The organism is Leclercia sp. S52 (assembly GCF_039727615.1).
Taxonomy (GTDB): domain Bacteria; phylum Pseudomonadota; class Gammaproteobacteria; order Enterobacterales; family Enterobacteriaceae; genus Enterobacter; species Enterobacter adecarboxylatus_B.
Genome location: NZ_CP152474.1, coordinates 1,206,502 through 1,230,685 on the forward strand (window position 1 = coordinate 1,206,502; position 24,184 = coordinate 1,230,685).

Sequence of the window (24,184 nt, forward strand, 5' to 3'; positions counted from 1 at the left end):
GTAGTCTACGCAGGCGTTGTGCTTTACACTGCGCGCGGCAAAAAATTGAGTTGGTAAACGATTAATCAGGCGGTAAAGGCGATGAACGGAACAATCACAACGTGGTTTGCAGATAAGGGTTTTGGATTTATCAAAGATGAAAACGGCGATAACCGCTATTTTCACGTGATTAAAGTCTCCAACCCCGATCTGATTAAGAAAGATGCCGCAGTGACGTTTGAACCCACCACCAACAACAAGGGTTTGTCAGCGTTCGCGGTGAAAGTTATCCCGGAAAGCAAATACATCTTCATTGATGGCGAGCGTCATAAGATCACCTCCATCAAGTCTTACCTGGTGTACAGCGAAGAAGAATCTGCTGATACCAAACCGGATAAAGAGGTGCTGTCGGTGAAGAGTCTGATGGGAAATATCGCGCCGAAATCAACGGCGAAAGCGGGTGAGATGCGCACGCTGAAAAAACTGGCGATCACCACTTTCCAGGGCAAAACGTTCATTTTCTCCGAAGATGAAATCGATATCGATGCCACGGTGAAACAGCTTAAGAACCTGATGTAATCTGCAGTGCCGGGTGGCGGCTACGCCTTACCCGGCCTACAAAACCGCCGTGACAAGATTTTGTAGGCCCGTGCAAGCGCAGCGCCGCCGGGCAATGCTCCTATTTCATCCGATGTTTACCTGCATTTAAGGCCTCACGGTTAAAGAAACGCTGGATCACACCTCCCGCCATAAACGCCGCCCGATCTGACATATGGGCGATCACATCCGCATCATGGCTTACCAGCAGATAGGTCATCCCGTGCTGCTGTTTCAGGCGATTCAGCAAGTTGAGGATCTCCGCCTGCACCGACATATCCAGCGCCGAGGTGGGCTCATCCAGCAGCAGAAGCTGCGGACGTAACAATAGCGCCCGGGCAATCGCCACGCGCTGACGCTGTCCGCCGGAGAGCTGGTGGGGATAGCGTTTGCCCGCGTCGACAGCTAGCCCCACCTGCTGCAGCGCCTCCGCCACCTTTTCCGCGATCTGCGTTTCGCCGTGGATCTGTAACGGCTCCGCCAGGGTACGAGAAATGGTGTGGTTCGGATGCAGCGAGGCCCAGGGATCCTGAAACACCATCTGCACGTTGCGGCGCAGCGAGCCGGTGAAGCGCGCACCGGGCTGGAGCCTGTCGCCCAGCACCTGAATGTTGCCGTGCCACTGGCGCTGGAGCCCCGCCAGTACCCGCAGAATGGTCGATTTCCCGCAGCCCGATTCACCAATCAGGCTGAAGGTTTCGCCCTGCTCAATGGCAAAGCTGGCGGCTGAGACCGCCGTTTTCTCCCCGAAGATCACCTGCAGTTGATCCACATTAACGAGTGCCATGAGGTTCCTCCTTCCAGGGCTGAGAGCGGTCGAGCGTCGGCAGCATCTGCCCGTAGGTGCTGGCATCCGGGCGGCAGGTCCACAGCGTCTGCGTGTAGGGATGGGTGGCCTGAGAAAGCTGACTTGCCGCCATCTCATCGACCTTTTCGCCCTGATACATCACCAGCACGCGATCGCAATGTTCCGCCACCAGGGGCAGATCGTGGCTAATTAGCAGCATCGCCATCTGACGTTGTGCGCACTGCTCCACCAGCAGCTCAAGGATTTGATTCCGCAGGCGGGCGTCGAGGGCAGAGGTAGGTTCATCGGCAATCAGCACCCGAGGATTGTTAATAAGCGCAATGGCGATCATCACTCGCTGGCCCATGCCGCCGGAGAGTTCCCCCCGGATAACGACTCAGCACCGCGTCGCTCAGGCCCACGGCGTGGATCAATTCGCGGATGCGGTCCAGCCGCTCCCGGCGCGACAGTTTCTGGTGCAGGGTTAACGCTTCATCCAGCTGCGCCTGCACGTTTTTCACCGGGTTGAGGGCGTAGCGCGGATCCTGAAGCACCATCGCAATCTCGTTGCCGCGCAGCTGACGCCAGCCGCGCGGCGACAGGGTGGTGAGATCGTGACCCAGCACGTTGAGCGTCTGTGCGCTGACCCGGCCCGGTTTGCGCACCAGCCCCATCAGCGCCCGGGCGGTCATTGACTTGCCCGAGCCGGACTCGCCGACCAGCGCCAGCCGTTCATTGCCCAGGGTAAAGCTGACATTATTCACTACCCGCGCGGCGGGATAATCAATCGTCAGGGAATCAACAATAATGCGGGGTTCAGTCATGTTGTGGCTCCAGCACGTCGCGCAGGCCGTCGCCCAGCAGGTTAAAGGCCAGGCTGGCGATCAGGATCGCCCCGCCCGGAATGGCGGCAATCCACCACTGATCGAAAATGACCTGCATCCCGTCAGCGATCATCGCTCCCCACTCCGCCATTGGCGGACGCGCCCCGAGTCCGAGGAACCCCAGCCCGGCCGCCGCCAGAATAATTCCGGCCAGATCCAGCGCCAGGCGCACGATGGCCGACGGCAGACACAGCGGCAGAATATGCCCCAGCAGCAGGCGAAAACCGCGGATGCCCATCATCTCGGCCGCCGCCAGATAGTCGCTGTGGCGCAGACGCTGGATCTCACTGCGCGCCTGACGAGCGTAGGCCGGCCACGTGGTTAAGGCCAGCGCCAGCGCGCCGTTGACCAGCCCCGGGCCGAGCATGGCGACAAAGGCAAAGGCGAGGATAAGGCGCGGCATCGACATCACCACGTCGGTAAAGCGCATAAATATCCGCTCCAGCCAGCCGCCGTAGTAGCCGGACAAAATCCCCACCAGCAGGCCCGCGGGCAAGGTAATAACCGTCACTAAAGCCACCAGCCCCAGCGCCGGACGGCTGCCGTAGATCAGTCTGGAGAGCAGGTCACGCCCGTAGCTGTCGGTGCCAAACCAGTGTTGGACATTCGGCGGCTGCAGTCGTGCAGCGGCGTCCTGCCAGTTCGGATCCAGCGGCGCCAGCCACGGGGCAAACAGCGCCACCAGCAGCAGCAGGGTAATGATGACCAGCCCGCAAAATGCCGCCGGCGAGCGGCGCAGACGACGTAAAAACAGATAAAACGGCATCAGCGCACCCTTGGGTCAGTGAACCGTACCAGCAGGTCGGTCAGGTTATTGATCAGCACGAAACAGACGCCGATAAGCAGCGTCCCGCCCATGATGGCGGTGGTATCTCCGGCGAACAGGGCGGTGGTGAGGTAGCGACCGATCCCCGGCCAGGAGAACACGGTCTCGGTTAACACTGCCCCTTCCAGCATGCTGGTGTAGGCCAGCGCAATGACGGTGAGCAGGGTGCTGCGAATATTGGGCAGCACGTGACGCAGCAGGATGGTCATCTCGCCCGCCCCTTTGGCCCGCGCCAGCAGGATGTACTCTTTGTTCATCTCGCTCAGGCACGCCGAGCGGGTCAGACGGGTGATGCTCGCCAGCGAATAGTAGGCCAGCAGCAGCACCGGCAACACCAGATGGCTGGCGGCGTTTTTAAAGGCCGCCATGTCGCCGGAAAGCCAGGTATCGATCAGCGCAAATCCGCTGCGCGGCTCGACGGTGTACTGCCAGATATCGTCCAGCCGACCGGGCCCGGCGCTCCACTGCAGCTTCGCGTAGAACAGCGCCAGCATCAGCAGCCCGAGCCAGAAAATGGGTACCGAGTTGCCGAGCAGAGTGAGGGTGCGGATAACCATGTCGAGCGGCGAACCGGCAAAGCGTGCGCACAGCACTCCGGCAATGACCCCCAGCAGGGAACCGAGGATGAGCGCCAGGGTCGCCAGCTCAAGGGTGGCCGGAAAGGCGTGCAGCAGATCCTGCAGCACCGGCTGCCCGGTGGCGCTGGCGGTACCGAGATCGCCCTGCGCAAGATTAACCAGATAGTGCCAGAACTGCACCGGCAGCGGCCGATCCAGCCCGAGCTGGTGGCGAACCTGATCGTAGGTGGACTGGCTGGCATGATCGCCGACGATCTGCAAAACGCGATCGACCGGCGAGAGCGCGGAGAGCGCAAAGGTCACGAGCAAAAGCCCGAGCAGCGTGAGGAACAGGGTCAACAGACCCTGCAAAACGCGCGTCACGTGGGTGGAGAGAGGGGGCATGGGAATCTCTTGTTGCGGATAGTAACAACGATTTTGTAGGCCCGTGCAAGCGCAGCGCCGCCGGGCGTTCGCTGTATGTGCGGCCTGATGCCGGGTGGCGGCTACGCCTTACCCGGCCTACGTACAGGGGACGCTGTTCGGACTTCCTGACCAACAAAATGACCTATTTCGTCACTTTATCGTACCAGACCATATCCGCATTCAGCCCCTGCTGATAACCCTTCACGTTATCGCGCACCACAATCTGGGTTTTGCCCTGATCGACAAACACGTACGGCGATCTCTGCTGCAGCTGCTCCTGCATCTGCTTATACAGGTCGAGGCGTTTGGCCGGATCCGGCTCAGCGACCGCCGCCAGCGTGGCTTTGTTCAGCTCCGGGATCTGCCAGCCGTTAAGTCCGGCCACGGTGCTGGATTTACCGTCGTTCCAGGCAAAGGCGCTGGCGTTGGAGTGAGCGTCGAAGTAGTCCGGGATCCACAGGCGGATAGCGGCCTGATGCTGTTTAGCGCGCACGCGGGCATACACCTGGCTCCCGGCTGCGGGCAGCAGGTCGATCTTCACGCCGCCCTGGGCAAAGCTCGCCTGCATCGACTGGGCGAGGGTGATAAACGGCGGTTTGTTCTCCACGTCCAGCGTGAAGTGGGCATCTTTGATACCCGCTTTCGCCAGAATCTCTTTCGCTTTTGCCGGATCAAATTTGAACGGGTTGTTCTCCAGCGCGCCCGGCAGGCCTACCGGCAGGAAGCTCTGGTGGACAAAGTACTGGCCTTTCAGCAGATCTTTGGTGATGCCTTCATAATCCACCAGCCAGCGTGACGCTTCCCAGAAGGCCGGGTTGTTCAGCAGCGGGTTGGCGCTGTTACCCGCGTTAAATACCAGGTAATTTTGCTCCGCAGAGGGGATACTCAGCACGGTGACGCCCGGTTTGCCATTAAGGGCGCCGACCTGGTCGGCACCGAGATCGCGGGCGACATCGGCATCACCCTGCTCTATCAGCAGACGACGAGAGGCCGGATCCGGCACGTTTTTGATAATAATGTTTTTCAGCTTCGGCGCGCCGCCCGGCGCGCTGGCATTGGCTTCCAGTACGATGGCCTGATGCGGCTGATAGACGCGCATTTTATACGCGCCGCTGCCCGCAGAGTGCATCTTCAGCCACGCGTTGCCCTGGTCTCCGCCCTTCACGTTGGCGGCGACCAGCTTCTCATCCACGATGGAGGCAATCGGCGTAGAGAGAATATTCAGCGCCACCGCCGGACTCACGTCCGCCGTCCAGTGCAGTTGCAGGGTGTGGTCATCCACCTTCTTCAGCTGGTTAGCGATGTTGCCTGGCTCCCAGCCCAGCACGTTAAGAATAAAGGCCGGAGACTTGTTGAGGGTGACGGCACGGGTATAAGAGAAGATGACATCTTCCGGGCGCAGCGGGTTGCCGGATGCAAATTTGGCGTCCGGTTTCAGCTTGATGGTCAGGGTTTTTGCTGCCGCATCCGCGTCCCAGCTTTCGGCCAGAATCGGGGTGATTTTTTCCGGGTTATCGCGGTCAGGCTGTACCAGACGTTGATACAGGCTGGGGACGGTCTGAATACTGGAGAGTTCGTTGGCTTCGGCCGGGTCAAGGCTCACGATATCATCCAGACCCTGAGCGACCACCAGGGTATCCGGCGGCGTAGCGGCATGGGCGGTGGCTGATAGCGCAGCCAGCACCAGTAACGGCAGTAGTTTTTTGGTCATAGCGATCCCTGAACGTCTTGTTTTTGATTGTTTTATAGACCGTTACGTTAGGGGGGGCGGACAGAAATTAGGAAAGTCTTAATTCTGCTTAGCTTATTACCGTAGCGCATAACGAATTATTTATAGTTATTAGCGGGGTCAGCGGTACCGTTATGCAGGCAATCCTGTATTGTGAAATAACAATCTATTAACAAACAAAAGGGGTAGAGCGTGCCGGAAATCAATAAATGGGGGCAGACCGTTAACGATCCCGTTCCCGGCTGGCAGGGGGCCAGTGTGTTAGAACGTGGCGTACTGGAAGGCCGTTTTTGCCGGCTTGAACCGCTCGATGCGGTAGAGCATGCGGTGGATCTGTTCGAGGCGTACGCGCTGGGTGACGACAGCGACTGGACCTGGCTTGCCAGCAATCAGCCTGCCAGCGTTGAGGAGACCGTCGACTGGCTGCAGGGCAAAGTCCAGGATGAGGGCCTGGTGCCCTTTGCGGTTATCGATCGCCGCAGCGAGCGTGCCGTCGGGCTGGTCTGCTATATGGCGATTGAACAGCAGCTGGGTTCGGTGGAGATAGGTCATGTCACCTGGTCGCGGAAAATGAAAAACAGCCCGCTGGGCACCGAAGCGGTCTGGCTGCTGCTGAAATACGGTTTTGAACGGGGCTACCGTCGGCTGGAGTGGAAGTGCGATTCGATGAACATTGCCTCGCGTCGGGCCGCCGATCGGCTGGGCTTTACCTGGGAAGGGCGGCTGCGGCAGAAACTGGTGCGTAAAGGCCGCAACCGCGACAGCGATATGCTGTCGATGATCGACAGCGAATGGCCGAAACGGGACGCGGCCATTCGCGGCTGGCTGGCCGCGGATAATTTTGATGCGGAAGGACGGCAAATCAGACGGCTTGAGACGTTTCATGTTCGCCCGGAAACGGCCTGATTTCCCGGCAATCTGAACGTATTCCGAAAAGGTTATTTTGCTGGTTAAATATACAGTCAAAAGACGATTTGTTCGACGATACGGGAGTAATATTGCGGCGGGTGCCTGATGCTTTCTGAGCTCAGGCAGGTGTGGTGGGACAGAAAGCAAAAGCCCCGGAGATGTTTCCATCAACCGGGGCTACCTACCCAAACCTAGACAATTTGGATGGTAGCCTCTTCTTAGCAAGGAGGCAATGACATGCTTAACAAGTACGCCTTTGCGGCGATCCTGGTCCTGAGTTTAACGGTGCTGGGAGTCACGTTTCTGGTTCACGAGCAGTTATGCGAAGTGAGCTTTAAGGAGCGCGATATGGAAGTGAAAGCTGTTCTCGCTTACGAAACGAAGAAGTAGCGGTACGCGGGGAGCAATCCCCGCCTATCCATTTGTCGGTTTGGTTCGGGCACCCGTTTATTTGCCCCGTCTGGTGATGAGTCAGGCGGGGCATTTTTATTTATTAAATTGCCAACCTAAACGTATTCTGAAAGAGAGTTTTAACTGGTTAAATATACAGCTAAAAGGCGATTTTTTCGACGGTACGGGAGTAATATTGCGGCGGGTGCCTGATGCTTTCTGAGCTCAGGCTGGTGTGGTGAGTCAGAAAGCAAAAGCCCCGGAGATGTTTCCATCAACCGGGGCTACCTACCCAAACCTAAGCAATTTGGATGGTAGCCTCTTCTTAGCAGGGAGGCAATGACAGACACAATAAGTGTTAGCATCAGGCTTGGACTAGTTAAGATCGAGAGGAGAAATTGATATAGCTAACTCGTGCAGTCAATAGGGAGAGTTTCAGTTACTCTTGTTTGACCGGCATTCTCTGCACCAGCTTTGGTTTGTCGCACCTGACGGAAGCGTCCTGAAACCAAAAAGGGTTTGTAGTTCTCCTGATGTACGCGCCGTTTTCTTTTTGCAATTAGGACAGGTGTGAGGGAGATTTACCATTCCGGCCATTTTTGTTTCCTTCTGTAGAGGAAGATGGGTTACCCGTTAGTTGAAAAACGCATTCACGACACCCGGTGGGCGGCGTAGATTCATCACTGATTAAAAAGGGTAAAGAATTGATAACTCATTTTAAGGGAGTTACCGTTTTTTCTGCATCTCTGAATGCTCACTTTTTGACTTATTATCTTCAGGTTTTATTTTAGATGTACATCCTGTTTTTGACGTGCTACAAAAAAATTCATGCTGTTTATTATGTCGGATATTTTCTTAGTGTCGATAACAAGGCGTGATGATTTGCACTTATTAAACTGATCATGGTCATAAATTTGATTGTTTTTTGCTGGTTTTTTAAAGTAGTTACATCAATTTTGAATTATTAACAGTTGATATAAATGGGCGAAGCTATGTGTTATTTGTAAGATATTCTTATGGGTTCCCATCTAACTTCCTGAACAAGAAAAAATATAAAGTATTAGTAATTTATGACGATAACTAACTTGTTATAACTATTGAATTTATCTGGTTGCTATCATTTAATAAGAAGGAATTGGAAATGGCAAATTGCCCAAAATGTAGATCCGACAATGTTGCAGAACGAAATTTAGGTAAAAAGACTGGCGGTGTTGTTGGCGGTATCGGTGGAGCATTAGGTGGTGCTTCCGCAGGCGCTGCTGTTGGCTCTGTCATCCCGGGTGTCGGTACGGCGATTGGCGCTGTTGTGGGTGGTTTAATTGGACGATTTGCGGCTGCTTCTGCAGGTGCAGTTGCTGGTGCTACAACGGGCGCTGCGCTGGATGGTCTTGTTTTTGATAAATATATTTGTCGCGACTGCGAACACACTTTTGACTAATTAGAATTATTTACCTTCAAAGAATGCAATTATCTTTTTCGAAAAAATGTTAAGTGACGAACATAGTTTCGATGTTTTATCTGCGATACATCTCATCAATAACTAATTTCCTTGTCTAACTATTTAATTTTCTAAAGGTGATGATATGAGTGAAAAAACATTCAAGAACTCTACGAAGGCAGGCGCTATTGGTGCTTTGGCTACAGCAGGTACAGCGGCAAGCACAGCATCAGCCGTTGTTGGCGGTTCTGCGGCAACCATTATGTCTGCCACAGCCGGTACTACAGGGGCAGCTTTAGCATCAGCGGCAGGCGCATCCGGATTAGCAGGCGGCGCAGCCATCTCTTCTGGTATGGCTGCGGTCGGCTCTGCTGTCGGTGGTGGCATGGCGGCTGGGGCGATAATTACTGCGGCGGCGCCAGTTGCAGCTATTGCAGCTATTGGATACGGTCTTTTCAAGTTGTTCGAGGATTAAGTAACAGATGACAACCACTTCTTATTGAGGTGATGAGGAATAACCTTATCGGGAGTCACGTTTCTGGTTCACGAGCAGTTATGCGAAGTGAGCTTTAAGGAGCGCGATATGGAAGTGAAAGCTGTTCTCGCTTACGAAACGAAGAAGTAGCGGTACGCGGGGAGCAATCCCCGCTTATCCATTTGTCGGTTTGGTACAGGCACCCGTTTATTTGCCCCGTCTGGCTTCTCGCCGGACGGGGCATTTTTACGTCCTTACCCGTTCAACCGTCTCCTGCCAGGCCTGCCAGCGGCTCTGCAGCCGGGCGTGACGCGCCATGTCCGGTGTAAAAGTGACATGTTCCGGCAGATACTGGCGCAGCTGCGCGGTGGTCAGGTTAAACAGCGCCTTGCGCGCCAGCAGGGCGGTGCCCATCGCCGAGAGTTCCGGCACGTCGCTGCGCATCACCGGGCAGCCGAGCAGGTCCGCCTGGTACTGCATCAGCCAGTCGTTTTTCGTCGGTCCGCCATCGACCATCAGCGCGTTCAGGCTAAAGCCCGGATGGGCGCGCATCGCCTGCACCACGTCGGCTATCTGATAGGCGATCGACTCCAGCGCCGCGCGGATCAGGTGCGCCCGCTTCACGCCCCGGCTCAGGCCGTGGATCATGCCGCGGGCGTTTTCATCCCACCAGGGTGCGCCGAGGCCGGTCAGGGCCGGTACAAAGTAGACACCGAGGGTTGAGTCCACCGATCGGGGCAGGGTGTTCAGCTCATGGGCCAGCTCCGCCTGCGACAGCTCGCTTAATCCGGTGCTGTCCGCCATCCAGGCCACCGCATCGCCGGTGTGGGGAATATTGCCCTCCAGGCCGTAGACCAGATTGTCGCCGTCATGCCATGCCACAGTGGTGGCCAGCGCGCTGACGTCGCAGCGCGCTGAGGCGACCGGCGCCATCACCGACGAACCGGTGCCGTAGGTGGCTTTCACGCAGCCTTCGGCACCCAGACCGTGGGCAAAGAGTGCGGCATGGGAATCACCGATCATCGCCATCACCGGCAGTCCGTCCGGGATCGACGGGCAGCCGCGGGTGTAACCAAACAGCCCGCTGGAGGGTTTGATATCCGGTAGCGCCGCGCGCGGGATGCCAAACAGCGCCAGCATCTGCGGATCCCAGTCGGCGGTATGCAGGTTCATCAGCTGGGTGCGGGCGGCGTTGGCATGGTCGCAGCTGAACGCCTGGCCCTGAGTCAGCTGCCACAGCAGCCAGCTGTCAACGGTGCCGAGGCAGATCTCACCCCGGGCGGCACGCTCTGCGCCGTCGGGAGTGTTATCCAGCAGCCAGCGCATTTTGGAGGCCGAAAACAGCGGCGCGATGGGCAGGCCGGTTGCCGCCTTGATGTTCGGCCCGTGGCCATTTTCCCGCAGCTGGTGGCAAAATTCCGCGGTGCGGGAGCACTGCCAGCTGAGTGCCGGGGCAATGGGTTTGCCGGTTGCCCGATCCCAGCCCACCACGGTTTCACGTTGGTTGCTGATGGCCAGCGCGGCAACGCGATCCGCCCCGACGGTGGCAATGGCGCGGGCCACCACCTCAAATGAGGCCTCGACCAGCAGTTCGGCGGATTGCTCCACCCAGCCGTCGTGCGGGGTCTGGATCGCCAGCGCCCGGGAGAAGCTCGCCACCACATGACCGCTTGCGTCCAGCGCCACCGCTTTGGCGTTGGTGGTGCCCTCATCGAGGGCAATAATGATGTCCTTACTCACCGACATGGCGGCCTCCTGCCTTAACGATGAAGGTAAGTTGAGACGCCGAGATAGCGGGTAAAGGCCTCATGCAGGATCTCCGCGCTGGCGGAGTGGTTCATCGCCACGTGATGCTCAAAGCCGTTGCGGCAGATCCAGTTCAGCAGGTTCTCCAGATACGGAACCTGGATCACCGCCCGACAGCCCACCGTATCCAGCGGATCGTCCACCGACTGGCCCTGGCCCACGTAGGCTTTAATCTCTCCTGTCAGATCGTCGGTGCTCAGGCGGAAGTAGGTCAGCGGCCCGCTTTTCAGACGACCGTGGACCGCGCCGCAGGTGTTTTCTTTCCCGACGGTGGTGCCGATGATATCGGCGGTGCCCATGTGCGGGGATTCAAGGCTGGAGGCGGCGAAGTTACCGCAGTGGAACAGAACGCATTTGTCGCGATCGTCGCCGAAGTTGTTGTTCCAGTCGGCAATCGAGGCGGGATTCATATTGCTGCTCGCCAGAGCGAACATAGACAGCGCCCCCATCACGTCCACTTCACAGGCGCTCGGCATCAGCTGCCCGGACATCACGCTCATGATCGAGCAGACGTTAATCCCGAGGTTCTCCTGCAGGGAGGTCCAGCACTGGATGGCGGTGGTGTCGATGTCGTTGGCGACCACCCACTCGCTGATGACCACAAACAGCTTCGCCATGGTGACCAGTTTTTCCGGCGGAATACGGCTGGCGTCAGCGTTGTCGATCAGGATCCGGCGTTTTTCATCCACGCGGATGTCGTCATCGCGCAGGGTTTTAATCCGGGTAAAGACTTCGGACAGGTCGAGGGTTTCCACGGCGATGCCCAGACGTTCCAGTAGCTTCTCGCTGTAGCGTACGGTGTTGAAGCCTGCCGGACGGGCACCGATCGCCCCCACGCGCACGCCACGCATGCTGCTCACCACGCGGCAAACCTGCTCGAAGCGCCGCAGATCCTGCTCAAACACCTCGCCGGTCAGGGCGCAGACGTGCTGGGTGGTGAGGGTAAAGGGAATGCCGTACTGACGCAGGTTGTTGCACAGGGATATTTTGCCGCAGAAGCTGTCCCGGCGGGTGGCGAGCCCCATTTTGTCGAGGTTGTCTTCTTCGGCCTGCACCAGCACCGGCACGTTCAGGCCGGAGAGACGCAGGGTTTCCGCAATCGCTTTCTCATCACCAAAGTTAGGCAGCAGCACCACCACGCCATGAATCCGATCGCGATGGGCACGAAACAGCTCGGCGCAGACTTTGGCATCCTGACGGGTTTCGACGCCGCCGAGTTCGGTCTGGCTCGGATCGAGCATGATGGTGTTGATACCGAGGCGGCCAAACAGAGCAATCGCCTGCTCGCGTGCTTCCGCCACCAGGTAGCTCGGGAAAAACCCACGGTTGCCGATGATCACGCCCATCGTAAGTTGTTGAGGAATTCGGGACATTGCTTTTTTCTCCAGTAAGATGTTGTTGTTATTTTCAGCAAATCTGTCGCGTCAGCATTTCCCGGGCGTGTTTCACCACCCCAGCGACATCAATCTCATGACGTGCCCGCGTTGACGCTCTGTCGGCGGCAATCGCGTATTGTCCATCCGGGATCCCCAGACGTTTCAGCGGCACGGCGCAACCGGCCTCGGCCAGCACTTCCGCCACCAGACTGCCGACGCCGCCGTTGACGTTATGCTCCTCGACGCTTACCACCGCCTTGCAGGGGGCTATCGCCGCCAGCAGCTGTTGGGTATCACAGGGACGAATAGATGGAACGCTGATAACAGTGGCGTCAATACCTTCTTCCGCGAGTTGTGCGGCGGCTTCCACTATTTCATGTACCGTCGATCCCATCGCCACCAGCGCCACGTCATGGCCGGTGCGCAGGATGTCAATCTGGCCCGGAGCAAAACGGTAGCTTTCGTCATGCAATTCCGGCAGGTTTTTCCCGTCGAGACGGATATAGACCGGGCCCACGTGGTCGAGGGCGTAATCGATGATCTGGCGGCACTCGTTCGGGCTCGACGGGGCGTAAATTTCGATATTGCCGAAGCCGCGCATGATGGCGATATCGTCGATGCTGTGGTGGGTGCTGGCGAGCGGGCCGTAGCTGGCACCGGCGTTCAGGCCGAACAGCTTGACGTTGGTGTTGTTGTAGCAGACGTCGACTTTGATCTGCTCGTTAGCGCGTGAAATCAAAAACGGTGCGGCGTTGCAGGTGACGGCGATCTTGCCGCCAATCGCCAGACCGGCAGCAGCGCCCACCAGCGTCTGCTCGGCGATGCCGACGTTGACCAGTCGGCCCGGAAAACGCTGCATAAAGGGGGCGATTTTCGCCGTGGAGGTGGAATCTGCCACCACCGGGACCAGATCCACGCCGCGATCGACGGCATCAATAAAGGCATTAACCATCACCGTGGCGAGATGTTCGCTATTACTCATCTTTCAGTTCCTCCAGCGCCAGTTCAATTTCTTCCCCTTTCGGCACCCGGTGGTGCCATTCAGGCCGCCCCTGAATAAACGAAATTCCTGCGCCCTTGGTGGTGTGGGCGATCACCACGTGCGGCTTGCCGTTGGGCTTTAACCCTTCCAGGGTGGCGACCACGTCTGCCATGTCGTTGCCGTTGCAGCCGGTCACTTCCAGGCCGAAGGCTCTCCACTTCTCATCCAGCGGATCGGTATTGAGGATCTCTTTGGTAGAGCCCGCCAGCTGGAGGTTGTTTTTGTCGTTGATAATAAACAGGTTATCCAGCTGATAGTGGGCGGCGACCAGCGCGGCTTCCCAGTTGCTGCCTTCTGCCAGCTCACCGTCGCCGGTCACCACAAACACCCGGCGCTTGCTGTTGTTGCGCTTCGCGGCCAGGGCAATCCCCACCGCCACCGGCAGGCCATGGCCCAGCGCACCGGTATTCAGCTCAATGCCCGGGGTTTTGTGTTTCACCGGGTGGCCCGGCAGGTGAGAGTCGGCATGCTGATAGGTGGAGAGCCACTCGACGGGGATAAACCCGGCTTCGGCCAGCACGCAGTAATAGCCGCCCACCGCATGGCCTTTCGACTGGATATAAATGTCGCGCTCATCGCTCTCCTTCAGCTGCGGGGAGCAGTTCAGAATGCGGAAGTAGAGGGCGGTCAGCAGTTCGACCTGCGAGAGATCGGCGCCGGTATGGCCGCCTGCCGGGCTTTCGGCATTCAGCACGATGATCCGGCGACGAATCGAGCGCGCCCGGGTTTCGAGCTCCGCGATGGAGAGCGAAAACGGATTCATAACATACCTCCTGAATTTATAATCTGTTGTGAATAATTATTCCAGCCGGGTAAGTTAGTTCCCTGTTCTCTCTGTCAGAGCAGGGATTTATGACCGCTTTGAATATATATTCAATGCTGATTTATTATTCATGATAGTAAGATATGCCCGGCTCAGGCGTTTGTCTACGGTTTGCGCAGGCAAATTTTGAAGAAAAGAGAAAAGGATCACATTTGCCTGACGGATCGCGATGGCGCTTGCTTGTTAAATATTCAGGGATGAATAAAAATAACGACAGCCGATTAAGGGGAATGTTATGTCGAAGCAGGATGAACAGCGACTGCTGGTCAAGATCGCCACACTTTACTACAGCGAGAATAAAAAGCAGTCCGAGATTGCCTCGCTGCTGCATCTCTCGCAATCTTTTGTGTCGCGGGCGCTGACGCGCTGCCAGAAAGAGGGGCTGGTGAAAATTACCGTCGTCCAGCCAACCAACATTTTTGTGTCGCTGGAAAAGGCGCTGGAAGAGCAGTACGGCATCCGCCAGGCCATCGTGGTGGACGTGGGGGAGACCGCGACCAACGCCCAGATCAAGCACGCCATCGGCAGCGCGGCGGCGCACTATGTCGAAACCCGCCTGCGCCCGGAAGACCTGGTCGGGATCTCCTCCTGGAGCAGCACCATCCGCTGCATGGTGGATGAGATGCACCCGCAGAATATCCGCGCCGCCGGGGTGATCCAGCTGCTGGGGGGGCGTCGGCCCCAACGGCAACGTGCAGGCCACCATTCTTACACAACAGCTGGCGGCGCACCTCGGCTGCCCGGCAGGGCTGCTGCCGTCCCAGAGCATTGAGCACTCGGTGGAGGAGCGCGCCCGGCTGGTGAGCAGCCCGGACGTGGCGGCGGTGGTGGGTAAATTCGCCGAAGTGGACGTGGCGATTGTCGGCATCGGCGAGCTGGAGCCGTCGCAGTTGCTGAAAAACTCCGGTAACTACTACAACGAAGACATGCTCAAACTGCTGGCCGAACGCGGGGCGGTAGGGGACATCTGCCTGCACTACTACGATGCCAACGGCGAGCCGGTGCTCAGCCCGGAAGAGGACCCGGTAATTGGGATGGAGCTGGCGCAGATCCGCGCCTGTCCGCAGGTGATTGCCCTGGCCGGTGGGGAAGAAAAGCGCAACGCCATTCGCGGGGCGTTGGTCGGGAAGTATATCGACGTGTTGATCACCGATTACCCGACGGCGCGAAGTTTGTTGAAAACGGCATAAGGAAAATGCCCGGCGGCGCTGCGCTTGCACGGGCCTACGGGATCGGTGCGGCTTGATGCCCTCACCCCGGCCCTCTCCCACGGGGAGAGGGTGCAAACACTAAAAACGGCAACTTGCGTTGCCATTTTGCTTTTACCTCCCTTCCATCACCGCCTTTTGCGCGACCACGGCTGCTTTCTGCTGCATCCGGTTTTGCATCTGGTCGATGATCACCGCCACGATAATCACGATCCCTTTGATCACCATCTGCCAGAACTCGCTGACCCCCATCATCACCAGGCCGTCGGCCAAAAAGCCGATGACGAAGGCACCAATCAGCGTGCCGAGAATGGTGCCACGGCCCCCGGCCAGCGAGGTGCCACCGAGCACCACCGCCGCGATGGCGTTCATCTCAAAGGCGGTGCCGTTGGCCGGATGGCTCGCCAGCAGCTGCGCCGAGACCACAATCCCGGCGATGGCGGCGCAGAACCCCGACAGGGTATAGACCAGCACTTTCACCTGCTTGACCCGCACCCCGGACAGCTCAGCCGCGCGTTCGTTATCGCCGATGGCGTAAACGTGGCGGCCAAACGGCAGGCGGCGGGCGATGTAAGCAATCACCAGCGCCAGGACGATCATCATCCAGATGGCCCACGGAATGCCGAGCAGTGTGCCTGCACCGATCTCATCGAAGCCGGTATTCCCCAGTTGCGGATTGCCGGACAGGCCGGGGAAGGTCTGGCCGTCGGAGGTGAGCATCGCCGCGCCGCGCAGCACGTACATGGTGCCGAGGGTACAGATAAAGGGCGCGACGTTATAGCGGGTGATGATCCAGCCATTCATCGCGCCTATTAGCGCGCCAGTCAGCAGCACAATGGGGACAATTACCCACACGCTCGGGAAGATGGCGATGCCAAACATCGGCAGCACAATCCCTTTGGTGATCATCCACCCGGCGATCATCCCGCACAGCCCCAGCGTGGCACCGATCGACAGGTCGATTCCGGCGGTGATGATCACGAAGGTGATCCCCAACGCCAGGAAGGCGTTGATGGCGATATGCTTAATCATGATCACCAGGCTGCCGGCGGAGAGGAAGCCCGGCACGGTTAGGGTGAAAAAGCCGACAATCAGAAACAGCGCAATGAAGGTGCGCATCTTCAGCAGCAGCAGAAGTAATTTTTCCCGGGAAGGCGCGGCCCCTTTTTGCGGCGTCAGCGCGACAGACTGTGTCGTTTTCATCTTAGAACCCCTGAGCACTTGCGGTGACCAGTGCCGATTCTTCGGCCCGATCGCGAACAATATCGGCGGTCAGTTTGCCGCCGGACATCACCAGAATGCGGTCCGATACCGCCATAATCTCTTTCAAATCCGAGGTGGAAAACACCACCGCGATGCCCTGCTGAGACAGCTGCACCATCATGCGGAACACGTCCGCTTTGGCGCCCACGTCTATGCCGCGCGTCGGCTCATCAAGGAACAGCACCTTCGGATTGGTCAGCAGCGAGCGGCCAATCACCACTTTTTGCTGATTGCCGCCGCTGAGCGCCTGGATCTCCACCTCGGGGGTGGAAACCTTAATCGACAGATTGCCGATGGTGCTGGCCACCACCGCCTGCTCCGCTTTCTGGGCGATGGTGAAACCGCGCTGCAGGCGACGCCACAGGCTGGCGATGGTCAGGTTGCTGGCCACCGACGACCCCGGAAATATCCCGGTGCGCTTGCGGTCTTCCGGCACCAGGCTCATCCCCATGCGGATGCGCTCGGCGGTGGTGAGCCGCTGCGGCACCGGTTTGCTGTCGAGCCACAGCTTGCCCAGATAGTTGCGCTCGGTGCCGAGCATGCACTCGAACAGCTCGGTGCGTCCGGCACCCATCAGGCCGTAGATACCGACGATCTCCCCGGCGTTCACCTGGAAGCTGACGTCGTTAACCACCGTATTCCCGGCACTATTGACGCAGGTGATGTGTTCCGCCTCCAGCACTGGCGCGCCGAAGGTGCGGCCCGGCTCGAGGAAGTTGCTCACCGGATCGCTGCCGAGCATCTCGCGCACGATCCAGGGCACGTCGATATCCTGCACCTTCGCCTCGGCCTGGAATTTGCCGTCGCGCAGGATGGTGATGACATCGCCTATCGCCATCAGCTCTTCCAGCCGGTGGGAGATATAGATGATGGTGACCCCCCTGGCGGGTCAGCTCGCGGATCACCCGAAACAGGATCTCCACCTCGGTTTTACTCAGCGCCGAGGTGGGCTCGTCGAGGATCAGAATGTCGGCGTCCTCGGCCAGCGCCTTGGCGATCTCAATCAGCTGCTGCTGCCCGACCTTCAGGTTGCCGACCAGCTCCCGCGGGGAGATGGGCTGATCGAGGCGTTTCAGCAGCGCCGCGGTGCGGGACTCCTGCTCCGCCTCGTTAATCGGCGTCACCCCTTTTTGCAGCTCGCGCCCAAGGAAGACGTTCTCCGCCACGTTGAGGTTTTCAAACAGGTTCAGCTCCTGATGCACCATGCCGATCCCGTGGGCGGCGGCATCCCGGGTATTAGCGAACGCCACCTGCTTGCCGTTGAGCCACATCTCGCCGAGGCTGGGCTGCTGCACCCCGGCAAGGATTTTCATCAGCGTCGATTTCCCGGCGCCGTTCTCGCCGATAATAACGTTCACTTTGCCGCGCCAGACGCGGTAATCGACCTTATCCAGCGCCACGGTACCAGGGAACAGCATCGAGATGCCGCGGGTGCTGAGGATAATGTCCTCTGCCGGGTTATCGCTCATCACGGCGTCTCCTGTTTCAGTTCCAGCGCCGCCGCTTCATTCGCTTTGCCGCCCGTCAGGGTGGTGGCGAACAGCACGGTGGCATTTTTACCGCTCCAGCTGTCATCGACTTTCGGCAGATGCTTCACCGCCTCGCGGTTTAACGCCCGGGAGAGCTGGGCATACTGGACCTGGTTGGTAAACTCATCGAAGCGGAAACCCGCCGCGTCGCGGATGGCGTTGCCGCGCATCACCGGCCCGGTCTGGATCTGAAGCGGCTGGCCGTTCACCGTCATCACCAGTTTCTGCTCGTTGGCACTGCTGGCCTCCACGCGCTCCACTTTGCCGCTGAGGCGCACGAACACGCTCTGCGCGTTGTCAGAGGGCGTTTTCAGCTGGGTGGAAAGCGCACTGGCGTCCAGCGCATGGCTTTTGGCGGCATCGAGGATCCGTGGCTGCCAGGTTTGTTGCGCGATCTGCTGTGGGGTCTGGTTGTCAAAGCTCGCTTTAGCGTTGGGATCGGCAGGCATGATGGGCTTGCCGTTCTCATCCAGATCCACCACGGTGCAGGCCGTCAGCAACAGGGCGGCTGCGCCTGTTAGCGCGGCGCCCCATTGTTTTAACCGCATACTGCCTCCGCTTATTTGCTGAGGTTGAACACATTCAGCTTGCTGGCGTTGGACTCATCGATCAGCACGCAGTCCATCAGCTGTTTCTCGTCTTTTTCCGCTTTGCCGTTTTTCAGGTAGTAATCCGCCTGCTCAACGGCCATTTGCGCCTGCTGCCAGCCCGGCTGCAGGACCGTGGCTTTGATGTTGCCTTTTTTCAGGATCGAGTCGCGGGTGTAGTCGCTGCCGTCAAAGCCGACCACAATCACGTTGTTTTTCCCGGCAGCCTTCAGCGCCGCTTCGGCACCCAGCGCCATGGTGTCGTTACCGGAGATCACGCCGACGATATCCGGGTTGGTCTGCAGGATGGCTTCCATACGGGTGAAGGCTTCGGTCTGGCTCCAGTTGGCGGTCTGCTGCGCCACCATCTTCATGTCCGGATAGTCATCCAGCACGTCATGGTAGCCCTGGGAGCGGACGTGAGCGTTGGTGTCCGACGGACGGCCCAGCAGCTCAACGTATTTGCCTTTGCCGTCCAGCAGCTTCGCGAACTTCTCCGCACCCAGCTGCGCCCCCTGATAGTTGTTCGAGACAATCTGCGCCACCGCCACGCCGGTTTTGTTGATTTCACGATCGATCAGGAAGGCAGGGACGCCTGCCGCTTTGGCCTTCTCCAGCGGACCGACGGTGGCATCTGCCCCGGCGTTATCCAGAATGATCGCTTTCGCTTTGCGGGCGATAGCGGTCTCAATCAGCTGGTTTTGTTTGTTCACGTCATCGTCATGCGAGGCGACAAGGGTGGTGTAACCCAGCTCTTTCGCCTTCGCCGCCGCGCCGTCGGCTTCAGCCTTGAAGAACGGGTTGTCGTGTGAGGGAGTAATAATCGCAATGAGTCCGTTATCGGCGGCAAACAGGGAGCCGGAAGCGGCGATCATTGAGGCCAGTAAAGCGGATTTTACAAAGGTCGTGTTCATTCTTTTTCTCCACATTGAATATTTATTCAATAATGATTTATTATTCAATGTAACGATAAGTCTGCCTGATAAAACTGTCTACGGTTTAGGCAGCTAATTTGTTTAAAAGGAGAAAAGGATCACGATCCTGAGCGGTTATGCATCGCAGATCAGGGTGATGACCATGCTGTCGATCCGGCACCAGTGAAGGGTAAATACCTGATTTTGTGCAAAGGGCGGGAGAGGGCGGGTGAGGGTTAAGGTCAGGTTGTCGGCCGCAAGCGCCGTCACGCGCGCGCTGTCGAAACCCATCCACGCCTGCACCTGGGGGAAGAGGGCTTTGAACAGGCTCTCTTTGGCGCTGAAGGCGAGGGTGAAGGCGAGGTCGAAGGGGAGATGACTCGCGACCAGAAGCTGAGCTTCCTGCGCATCAATCACCCCATCCTGAATTTCACGGGCTTCGCTTTCGACGATAATGGCTTCACAATCGATGCCCACAAGTCCATTTTCCCGGCATATTGCTACAGCCTGCATGCCGCTGTGGGAAATGCTCCCGCTTATGCCCGCAGGCCACAGCGGTTCGCCGCTGCTGCCGATGCCGGGAATATTTTTTCGGTTCAGGGCATGAAACGCGGCGATGCGCCCGGCCAGATGATCGGCTTTGCGCTTGCGCCCGGCCTGGCTCAGTTGTTGATAGTGCGGCAGCCACAGAAGATCGGCCTCGGTAAAAGTCGCAGGATCGAAGGTGATGCGGTGAACGGTGTATCCGGCCAGAAGAAACGTGGAGTAAGAGGTCTGCATGTGCTTCTCGCCGTGGAAAAAAGGGCTCTTATGGTAGCACAAGCACCGGACGGTTCCCTCTCCCTTGAGGGAGAGGGTTAGGGTGAGGGGGAACAGGCAATGGTGCGGCCTGATGCCCTCACCCCGGCCCTCTCCCACAGGGAGAGGGAGGTGTCAGAACTGCGTATTCACGCTCATATACCAGGTGCGGCCCGGCTCGTTATAGGTATACGCACCCGCGCCATACATATAGGCCCCGGTGGTGGTATTCCCTGTGGTCTGGGCATTACCCGCACGCCACTGGCGTTTGTCGAAGACGTTATCCACGCCGCCGGTCAGGCTGACGTATTTGGTCACGTCCCAGGTCGCGCTCAGGCCAACGATGCTGTACGGGCTGACTTCATCCAGCTCAGATCCGCTCGCCGGCTGGCCTTTGTAGTTGTACTTCTTCGGCTGCTGCTTGCCGTACCAGGTGAAGGTCGACTGCAGGGAGACATCCTGCTGTACCTGCCAGCTCAGGGTCGAGTTCAGCGTGTACTCCGGGATGATCGACAGACGGTCGCCGGTCTCCTTGTTCTTGCTTTGCAGCATGTAGGTGATGTTGTTAGTCCAGTTGATGGTGTCGCTGACCGGCACGTTCAGGGTGCCTTCCAGCCCTTCCACCACCGCCTTCGGCACGTTTTCCCACTGGTAGATATCGGTTTTGGTCTTGCCGAGGGAGGTCTGACCCACCGGAGCATAGCCCGCTTCAATCTTGTCGCGATAGTCGTTACGGAACCAGGTCACGCCCGCCAGCCAGCCGTCGCGTTTCCACTCCAGACCGATCTCTTTATTGATGCTGGTTTCGGCTTTCAGATCCTCGTTACCCAGCATATAACAGCCGACGCCGTCCGCGCTCGCGTAGCAGCCCTGGCCCTTGCTGTAGAGCAGGTAGTTCGGGTTGGTCTGGTACAGGCTCGGGGCTTTATAGGCCCGGGCGATGCCCATCTTCAGGGTGAAGTCATCTCCCAGCCCCTGGGACAGGTTCAGGGACGGGCTCCAGTTGTTGCCGACGATAGAGTGATGATCGAAGCGCAGCGCCGGGGTCAGCATGGTGCTGTCGGTCAGCTCCATGTTGTTCTCCGCGAACAGGGAGAAGATTTCAGCATCGGAGTACGGGCTGCGGCTGTCGCTCACGCCCGGAATGGTGCCGCCCTGCAGGGCCTGGCCGTTGGAGGACATATCCTTCATCCGCTGCTGATCCCACTCGGTGCCGAGGGTCAGGTTCTGGTTGACGATAAAGTCGATCGGCAGGCTGATTTCGCTGTGCAGCATCACGTCGGACAGGTCGGTATCGGTAAACTTATTGCTGTTGAACAGCCCTTCCAGACCGCCCGCCAGCCCTTCACCCAGACGGGAGTTACGGGTGTGTTCATACTGCGCCCAGTTGTTGGTGGTGATGCCGTTATCCCAGCCGCCGGTCCAGGTCAGGGCGAAGTTCTGGCGATAGAGACGGTTGGTCTCTTTGCCGTAGTTCTTCTTCACCAGCCCGTTGCTGCTGTTGTCGTTGTTGGTGTTCTGGGTATCGCCCGCGTAGAGGTTGTTCTGACGGCTGTAACCGGCTTCGAACTGCAGGGCCTGCATCGGAGCAAAGTCCCAGCGCAGCACGCCGTTGACGTCTTTATTCTCGACCCCTTCGCGTCCGGCAGGCAGCGTATCTGCGTAGGCGCCGGTACGTTCAGACTGATGGCCCTGGTTGATGTCCCAGGCGTCGGCCTGGGTTTTATCCAGGTTGCCGTACAGGCGGAAGCTGAAATCCCCGCCCAGCGGGCCATTGAGGCTAAAGTTGGTGCGTTTGGTGGAGCCCTCTTCGTCGTGCTCAGGGGCATTCAGATAGGTGTTCCAGGAGCCGTGCCACTCGTTGCTCACTTTTTTGGTGATGATGTTCACCACGCCGCCCGCCGCGCCGTTGCCATAACGCGCCGCCGCCGGGCCACGGATCACCTCGATGCGCTCGATCATCTCTGGCGGCACCCAGCCGGTATCACCGCGGGTGTCACGCTCGCCGCGCCAGCCCAGACGGATGGAGTTACGGCTGGTCACCGGCTTACCGTCAATCAGGATCAGGGTATTTTCCGGGCCCATGCCGCGGATATCAATCTGGCGATTGTTGCCGCGCTGGCCGCTGGTGGAGTTCCCGGTGAGGTTAACGCCCGGCATGGTGCGGATGATCTCTGACACATCGCGCGCCGCCGGGTTTTTACGGATCTCATCCGCGGTGATGGTGGAAACGCCCGGCGCCTGCAGGTTCTGCTCGGCGGCGGTGATCACCATGGTATCTTCGTTGCCCGCGGTATCGGCTGCCATTGCAGGCAGTGCCACACCGTAAATCCCCAGGTTGACCAGTAAGGCCAGTGAGTGAAGCTTGTTATTCATTGTATGTCCTGCTTTTCGATGCCGCATGCCTCATGGCTCCGTCCCGAATGGGTGAGGCGGCGGAAGGATATCGCCCGCAGTCTGCGAAAACCCCTCAGTCCTGAGTCAGTACGCAGCGCATGGCATGGTTATTTAATGTGCGCGCTTCCCACAGCGCGCCCATACGCTATTGCAAATGAAAATAGTTATCAATAATATTATCGATATTGTTTATCTTTTATCAAAAAAACCGAACAGGTCATGGGGTTAGAGTGGTGACGACGCGGGAAACGGGAAGTGACGGCTGGTGGCAGTCGAAACAGGGGCCCGAATGGGTGCGGGAAGGGGATCACTGTCGGGTCACATTCTGGTGGCGCGATCCGGGCGGAACAGAGCAGACGTCGCCGCTGAAACGGGTGTGGCTCTACATCACCGGCGTGACCGATCACCACCATAATGCCCGTCCGCAGACGCTGGTGCGCATTGCCGGAACCGACGTCTGGCAGTGGCAGGGCGAGTTCAGCCCAAACTGGCGCGGCAGCTACTGTTTTATCCCCTCAGCTCACGAAGACGACTTCAGTGAGGCGGTGTTTGCCACCGATCCGCCGGATCGCATGGCCCTGCGCGAAGGCTGGCGCAAGCTGCTGCCGCACGCCGTTGCCGATCCGCTTAACCCACAGCACTGGCGCGGCGGGCGCGGTCATCCGGTCTCGGCGCTGGAGATGCCCGAAGCCCCGGTTCAGCCGGGCTGGGATCGCCTTACTACCGCTTATCCTCCTCCACACTGTATTTCCTGGGAAAGCGCCAGGCTCGGCAACACCCGCCGGGTCTGGATCTTCACCACCGGCGAAGAAACCCCTCACGAGCGCCCGCTGGCGGTGCTGCTCGACGGCCAGTTCTGGGCCGAAAGCATGCCTGTGTGGCCCGCGCTGACGGCGCTCACCGACCAGGGCCAGCTGCCGCCCGCGGTCTACGTGCTGATCGACGTGATCGACACCGCCCACCGCAGCCGCGAGCTGCCGTGCAACCCCGACTTCTGGCTGGCGGTGCAGGAAGAACTCCTTCCGCAGGTACATCAGCTGGTGCCATTCAGCGACCGCGCCGACCGCACGGTGGTCGCCGGGCAGAGCTTCGGCGGGCTCTCCGCCCTCTATGCCGGGCTGCACTGGCCGGAGCGTTTTGGCTGCGTGCTCAGCCAGTCGGGCTCTTTCTGGTGGCCCCATCGCGGCGGCAAGCAGGACGGCATGATTATCGAACAGCTTAAAAACCAACAGCTGTCGGCGAAGGGCCTGCGCATCGTCCTGGAGGCGGGACGACGGGAACCGCTGATCTACCGCGCCTGTCAGGCGCTGTACGCCGAGCTACAGCATACGCAGCAGCCTGTTTTCTGGCGTCCGGTGGACGGCGGACATGATGCACTTTGCTGGCGGGGAGGGTTGACGCAGGGGCTGATGACTCTCTGGCAGCCGCTTATTTAACAATGGAG

Annotated in this window: 21 protein-coding genes and 3 pseudogenes; 8 read left to right on the forward strand and 16 right to left on the reverse strand. The window is 58.7% G+C overall.

Annotated elements, in window-relative coordinates; all coding sequences use genetic code 11:
• Positions 1-81: 81 nt before the first annotated feature.
• Complete coding sequence (locus AAHB66_RS05675) at positions 82-558, forward strand: cold shock domain-containing protein (RefSeq protein WP_347115481.1); 477 nt, start codon at positions 82-84, stop codon at positions 556-558.
• A gap of 100 nt (positions 559-658) precedes the next feature.
• On the opposite strand, the gene AAHB66_RS05680 is transcribed toward AAHB66_RS05675, so the two are convergent.
• The 6 genes from AAHB66_RS05680 to AAHB66_RS05705 all read right to left on the reverse strand — a co-directional run bounded on the left by AAHB66_RS05680 (position 659) and on the right by AAHB66_RS05705 (position 5,767).
• Positions 659-1,363, reverse strand: a complete 705-nt coding sequence (locus AAHB66_RS05680) for an ABC transporter ATP-binding protein (protein WP_347115482.1) — start codon at positions 1,361-1,363, stop codon at positions 659-661.
• On the reverse strand, positions 1,350-1,730 hold the full coding sequence (locus AAHB66_RS05685; protein WP_347115483.1) for a hypothetical protein: 381 nt from the start codon (positions 1,728-1,730) through the stop codon (positions 1,350-1,352). Before AAHB66_RS05685 ends, AAHB66_RS05680 begins: the two co-directional genes overlap by 14 nt.
• Entirely contained in the window at positions 1,693-2,187 is a 495-nt protein-coding gene (locus AAHB66_RS05690) for an ATP-binding cassette domain-containing protein (protein WP_347115484.1), read from the reverse strand. Before AAHB66_RS05690 ends, AAHB66_RS05685 begins: the two co-directional genes overlap by 38 nt.
• Positions 2,180-3,013: an ABC transporter permease gene (locus AAHB66_RS05695; protein WP_347115485.1), complete on the reverse strand. Its 834-nt coding sequence runs from the start codon at positions 3,011-3,013 to the stop codon at positions 2,180-2,182. Before AAHB66_RS05695 ends, AAHB66_RS05690 begins: the two co-directional genes overlap by 8 nt.
• Positions 3,013-4,035, reverse strand: coding sequence for an ABC transporter permease (locus AAHB66_RS05700; protein WP_347115486.1), 1,023 nt, complete (start codon positions 4,033-4,035; stop codon positions 3,013-3,015). Before AAHB66_RS05700 ends, AAHB66_RS05695 begins: the two co-directional genes overlap by 1 nt.
• Before the next feature lie 163 nt (positions 4,036-4,198).
• Positions 4,199-5,767: an ABC transporter substrate-binding protein gene (locus AAHB66_RS05705; RefSeq protein ID WP_347115487.1), complete on the reverse strand. Its 1,569-nt coding sequence runs from the start codon at positions 5,765-5,767 to the stop codon at positions 4,199-4,201.
• 210 nt (positions 5,768-5,977) lie between these two features.
• Between AAHB66_RS05705 and AAHB66_RS05710 the strand changes: the two genes are divergently transcribed.
• The 5 genes and pseudogenes from AAHB66_RS05710 to AAHB66_RS05730 form a co-directional block, all read left to right on the forward strand.
• The gene (locus AAHB66_RS05710) at positions 5,978-6,691 is read left to right on the forward strand and encodes a GNAT family protein (RefSeq protein ID WP_347115488.1); all 714 of its coding nucleotides are present in this window, start codon (positions 5,978-5,980) and stop codon (positions 6,689-6,691) included.
• 240 nt (positions 6,692-6,931) lie between these two features.
• Positions 6,932-7,084 carry a Hok/Gef family protein gene (locus AAHB66_RS05715; RefSeq protein WP_142488559.1) on the forward strand — a complete coding sequence of 51 codons (153 nt, stop codon included), beginning with the start codon at positions 6,932-6,934 and terminating at the stop codon, positions 7,082-7,084.
• 1,141 nt (positions 7,085-8,225) lie between these two features.
• On the forward strand, positions 8,226-8,522 hold the full coding sequence (locus tag AAHB66_RS05720) for a hypothetical protein (RefSeq protein WP_347116428.1): 297 nt from the start codon (positions 8,226-8,228) through the stop codon (positions 8,520-8,522).
• A 145-nt stretch (positions 8,523-8,667) separates the two neighbouring features.
• On the forward strand, positions 8,668-8,997 hold the full coding sequence (locus tag AAHB66_RS05725; protein WP_347115489.1) for a hypothetical protein: 330 nt from the start codon (positions 8,668-8,670) through the stop codon (positions 8,995-8,997).
• Between the two features lie 39 nt (positions 8,998-9,036).
• Positions 9,037-9,147: pseudogene (locus AAHB66_RS05730) on the forward strand (Hok/Gef family protein); the annotation flags it as partial.
• 96 nt (positions 9,148-9,243) lie between these two features.
• Here AAHB66_RS05730 and AAHB66_RS05735 read toward each other — a convergent pair.
• The 4 genes from AAHB66_RS05735 to AAHB66_RS05750 are packed head-to-tail and all read right to left on the reverse strand — an operon-like array spanning position 9,244 to position 13,984.
• Positions 9,244-10,743: an FGGY-family carbohydrate kinase gene (locus tag AAHB66_RS05735; RefSeq protein WP_347115490.1), complete on the reverse strand. Its 1,500-nt coding sequence runs from the start codon at positions 10,741-10,743 to the stop codon at positions 9,244-9,246.
• A 14-nt stretch (positions 10,744-10,757) separates the two neighbouring features.
• Complete coding sequence (locus tag AAHB66_RS05740; protein ID WP_347115491.1) at positions 10,758-12,176, reverse strand: L-fucose/L-arabinose isomerase family protein; 1,419 nt, start codon at positions 12,174-12,176, stop codon at positions 10,758-10,760.
• Positions 12,177-12,210: 34 nt separating this feature from the next.
• Positions 12,211-13,161, reverse strand: a complete 951-nt coding sequence (locus tag AAHB66_RS05745; protein ID WP_347115492.1) for a transketolase C-terminal domain-containing protein — start codon at positions 13,159-13,161, stop codon at positions 12,211-12,213.
• A complete protein-coding gene (locus AAHB66_RS05750) occupies positions 13,154-13,984 on the reverse strand; it encodes a transketolase (protein WP_347115493.1) in 831 nt (276 codons plus the stop codon). Before AAHB66_RS05750 ends, AAHB66_RS05745 begins: the two co-directional genes overlap by 8 nt.
• 295 nt (positions 13,985-14,279) lie before the next feature.
• Here AAHB66_RS05750 and AAHB66_RS05755 point away from each other — a divergent pair.
• Positions 14,280-15,234 (forward strand): annotated as a pseudogene (locus AAHB66_RS05755) (sugar-binding transcriptional regulator).
• Positions 15,235-15,366: 132 nt separating this feature from the next.
• Here AAHB66_RS05755 and AAHB66_RS05760 read toward each other — a convergent pair.
• The 6 genes and pseudogenes from AAHB66_RS05760 to AAHB66_RS05785 form a co-directional block, all read right to left on the reverse strand.
• A complete protein-coding gene (locus tag AAHB66_RS05760) occupies positions 15,367-16,455 on the reverse strand; it encodes an ABC transporter permease (RefSeq protein ID WP_347115494.1) in 1,089 nt (362 codons plus the stop codon).
• 1 nt (position 16,456) lies between these two features.
• Positions 16,457-17,984, reverse strand: a pseudogene (locus AAHB66_RS05765) (sugar ABC transporter ATP-binding protein).
• On the reverse strand, positions 17,984-18,592 hold the full coding sequence (locus tag AAHB66_RS05770; protein ID WP_347115495.1) for a DUF2291 family protein: 609 nt from the start codon (positions 18,590-18,592) through the stop codon (positions 17,984-17,986). The pseudogene AAHB66_RS05765 and the gene AAHB66_RS05770 overlap by 1 nt, the downstream one beginning before the upstream one ends.
• Before the next feature lie 11 nt (positions 18,593-18,603).
• Entirely contained in the window at positions 18,604-19,545 is a 942-nt protein-coding gene (locus tag AAHB66_RS05775; RefSeq protein WP_347115496.1) for a D-ribose ABC transporter substrate-binding protein, read from the reverse strand.
• A 135-nt stretch (positions 19,546-19,680) separates the two neighbouring features.
• Positions 19,681-20,325 (reverse strand): enterobactin synthase subunit EntD, encoded by a 645-nt coding sequence (gene entD / locus AAHB66_RS05780; RefSeq protein ID WP_347115497.1) that lies wholly within the window; start codon positions 20,323-20,325, stop codon positions 19,681-19,683.
• A 153-nt stretch (positions 20,326-20,478) separates the two neighbouring features.
• Positions 20,479-22,719, reverse strand: a complete 2,241-nt coding sequence (locus AAHB66_RS05785) for a TonB-dependent siderophore receptor (RefSeq protein WP_347115498.1) — start codon at positions 22,717-22,719, stop codon at positions 20,479-20,481.
• Between the two features lie 254 nt (positions 22,720-22,973).
• Between AAHB66_RS05785 and fes the strand changes: the two genes are divergently transcribed.
• Positions 22,974-24,176 (forward strand): enterochelin esterase, encoded by a 1,203-nt coding sequence (gene fes, locus AAHB66_RS05790; protein ID WP_347115499.1) that lies wholly within the window; start codon positions 22,974-22,976, stop codon positions 24,174-24,176.
• The last annotated feature ends 8 nt before the right edge of the window (positions 24,177-24,184 follow it).

Excerpts from the sequence above, each read along its gene's own strand:
- AAHB66_RS05675 (WP_347115481.1), top strand. The coding sequence starts at position 82 with ATGAACGGAACAATCACAACGTGGTTTGCAGATAAGGGTTTTGGATTT.
- AAHB66_RS05680 (WP_347115482.1), bottom strand. The coding sequence starts at position 1,363 with ATGGCACTCGTTAATGTGGATCAACTGCAGGTGATCTTCGGGGAGAAA.
- AAHB66_RS05685 (WP_347115483.1), bottom strand. The coding sequence starts at position 1,730 with ATGGGCCAGCGAGTGATGATCGCCATTGCGCTTATTAACAATCCTCGG.
- AAHB66_RS05690 (WP_347115484.1), bottom strand. The coding sequence starts at position 2,187 with ATGACTGAACCCCGCATTATTGTTGATTCCCTGACGATTGATTATCCC.
- AAHB66_RS05695 (WP_347115485.1), bottom strand. The coding sequence starts at position 3,013 with ATGCCGTTTTATCTGTTTTTACGTCGTCTGCGCCGCTCGCCGGCGGCA.
- AAHB66_RS05700 (WP_347115486.1), bottom strand. The coding sequence starts at position 4,035 with ATGCCCCCTCTCTCCACCCACGTGACGCGCGTTTTGCAGGGTCTGTTG.
- AAHB66_RS05705 (WP_347115487.1), bottom strand. The coding sequence starts at position 5,767 with ATGACCAAAAAACTACTGCCGTTACTGGTGCTGGCTGCGCTATCAGCC.
- AAHB66_RS05715 (WP_142488559.1), top strand. The coding sequence starts at position 6,932 with ATGCTTAACAAGTACGCCTTTGCGGCGATCCTGGTCCTGAGTTTAACG.
- AAHB66_RS05720 (WP_347116428.1), top strand. The coding sequence starts at position 8,226 with ATGGCAAATTGCCCAAAATGTAGATCCGACAATGTTGCAGAACGAAAT.
- AAHB66_RS05725 (WP_347115489.1), top strand. The coding sequence starts at position 8,668 with ATGAGTGAAAAAACATTCAAGAACTCTACGAAGGCAGGCGCTATTGGT.
- AAHB66_RS05735 (WP_347115490.1), bottom strand. The coding sequence starts at position 10,743 with ATGTCGGTGAGTAAGGACATCATTATTGCCCTCGATGAGGGCACCACC.
- AAHB66_RS05740 (WP_347115491.1), bottom strand. The coding sequence starts at position 12,176 with ATGTCCCGAATTCCTCAACAACTTACGATGGGCGTGATCATCGGCAAC.
- AAHB66_RS05745 (WP_347115492.1), bottom strand. The coding sequence starts at position 13,161 with ATGAGTAATAGCGAACATCTCGCCACGGTGATGGTTAATGCCTTTATT.
- AAHB66_RS05750 (WP_347115493.1), bottom strand. The coding sequence starts at position 13,984 with ATGAATCCGTTTTCGCTCTCCATCGCGGAGCTCGAAACCCGGGCGCGC.
- AAHB66_RS05760 (WP_347115494.1), bottom strand. The coding sequence starts at position 16,455 with ATGAAAACGACACAGTCTGTCGCGCTGACGCCGCAAAAAGGGGCCGCG.
- AAHB66_RS05770 (WP_347115495.1), bottom strand. The coding sequence starts at position 18,592 with ATGCGGTTAAAACAATGGGGCGCCGCGCTAACAGGCGCAGCCGCCCTG.
- AAHB66_RS05775 (WP_347115496.1), bottom strand. The coding sequence starts at position 19,545 with ATGAACACGACCTTTGTAAAATCCGCTTTACTGGCCTCAATGATCGCC.
- entD (WP_347115497.1), bottom strand. The coding sequence starts at position 20,325 with ATGCAGACCTCTTACTCCACGTTTCTTCTGGCCGGATACACCGTTCAC.
- AAHB66_RS05785 (WP_347115498.1), bottom strand. The coding sequence starts at position 22,719 with ATGAATAACAAGCTTCACTCACTGGCCTTACTGGTCAACCTGGGGATT.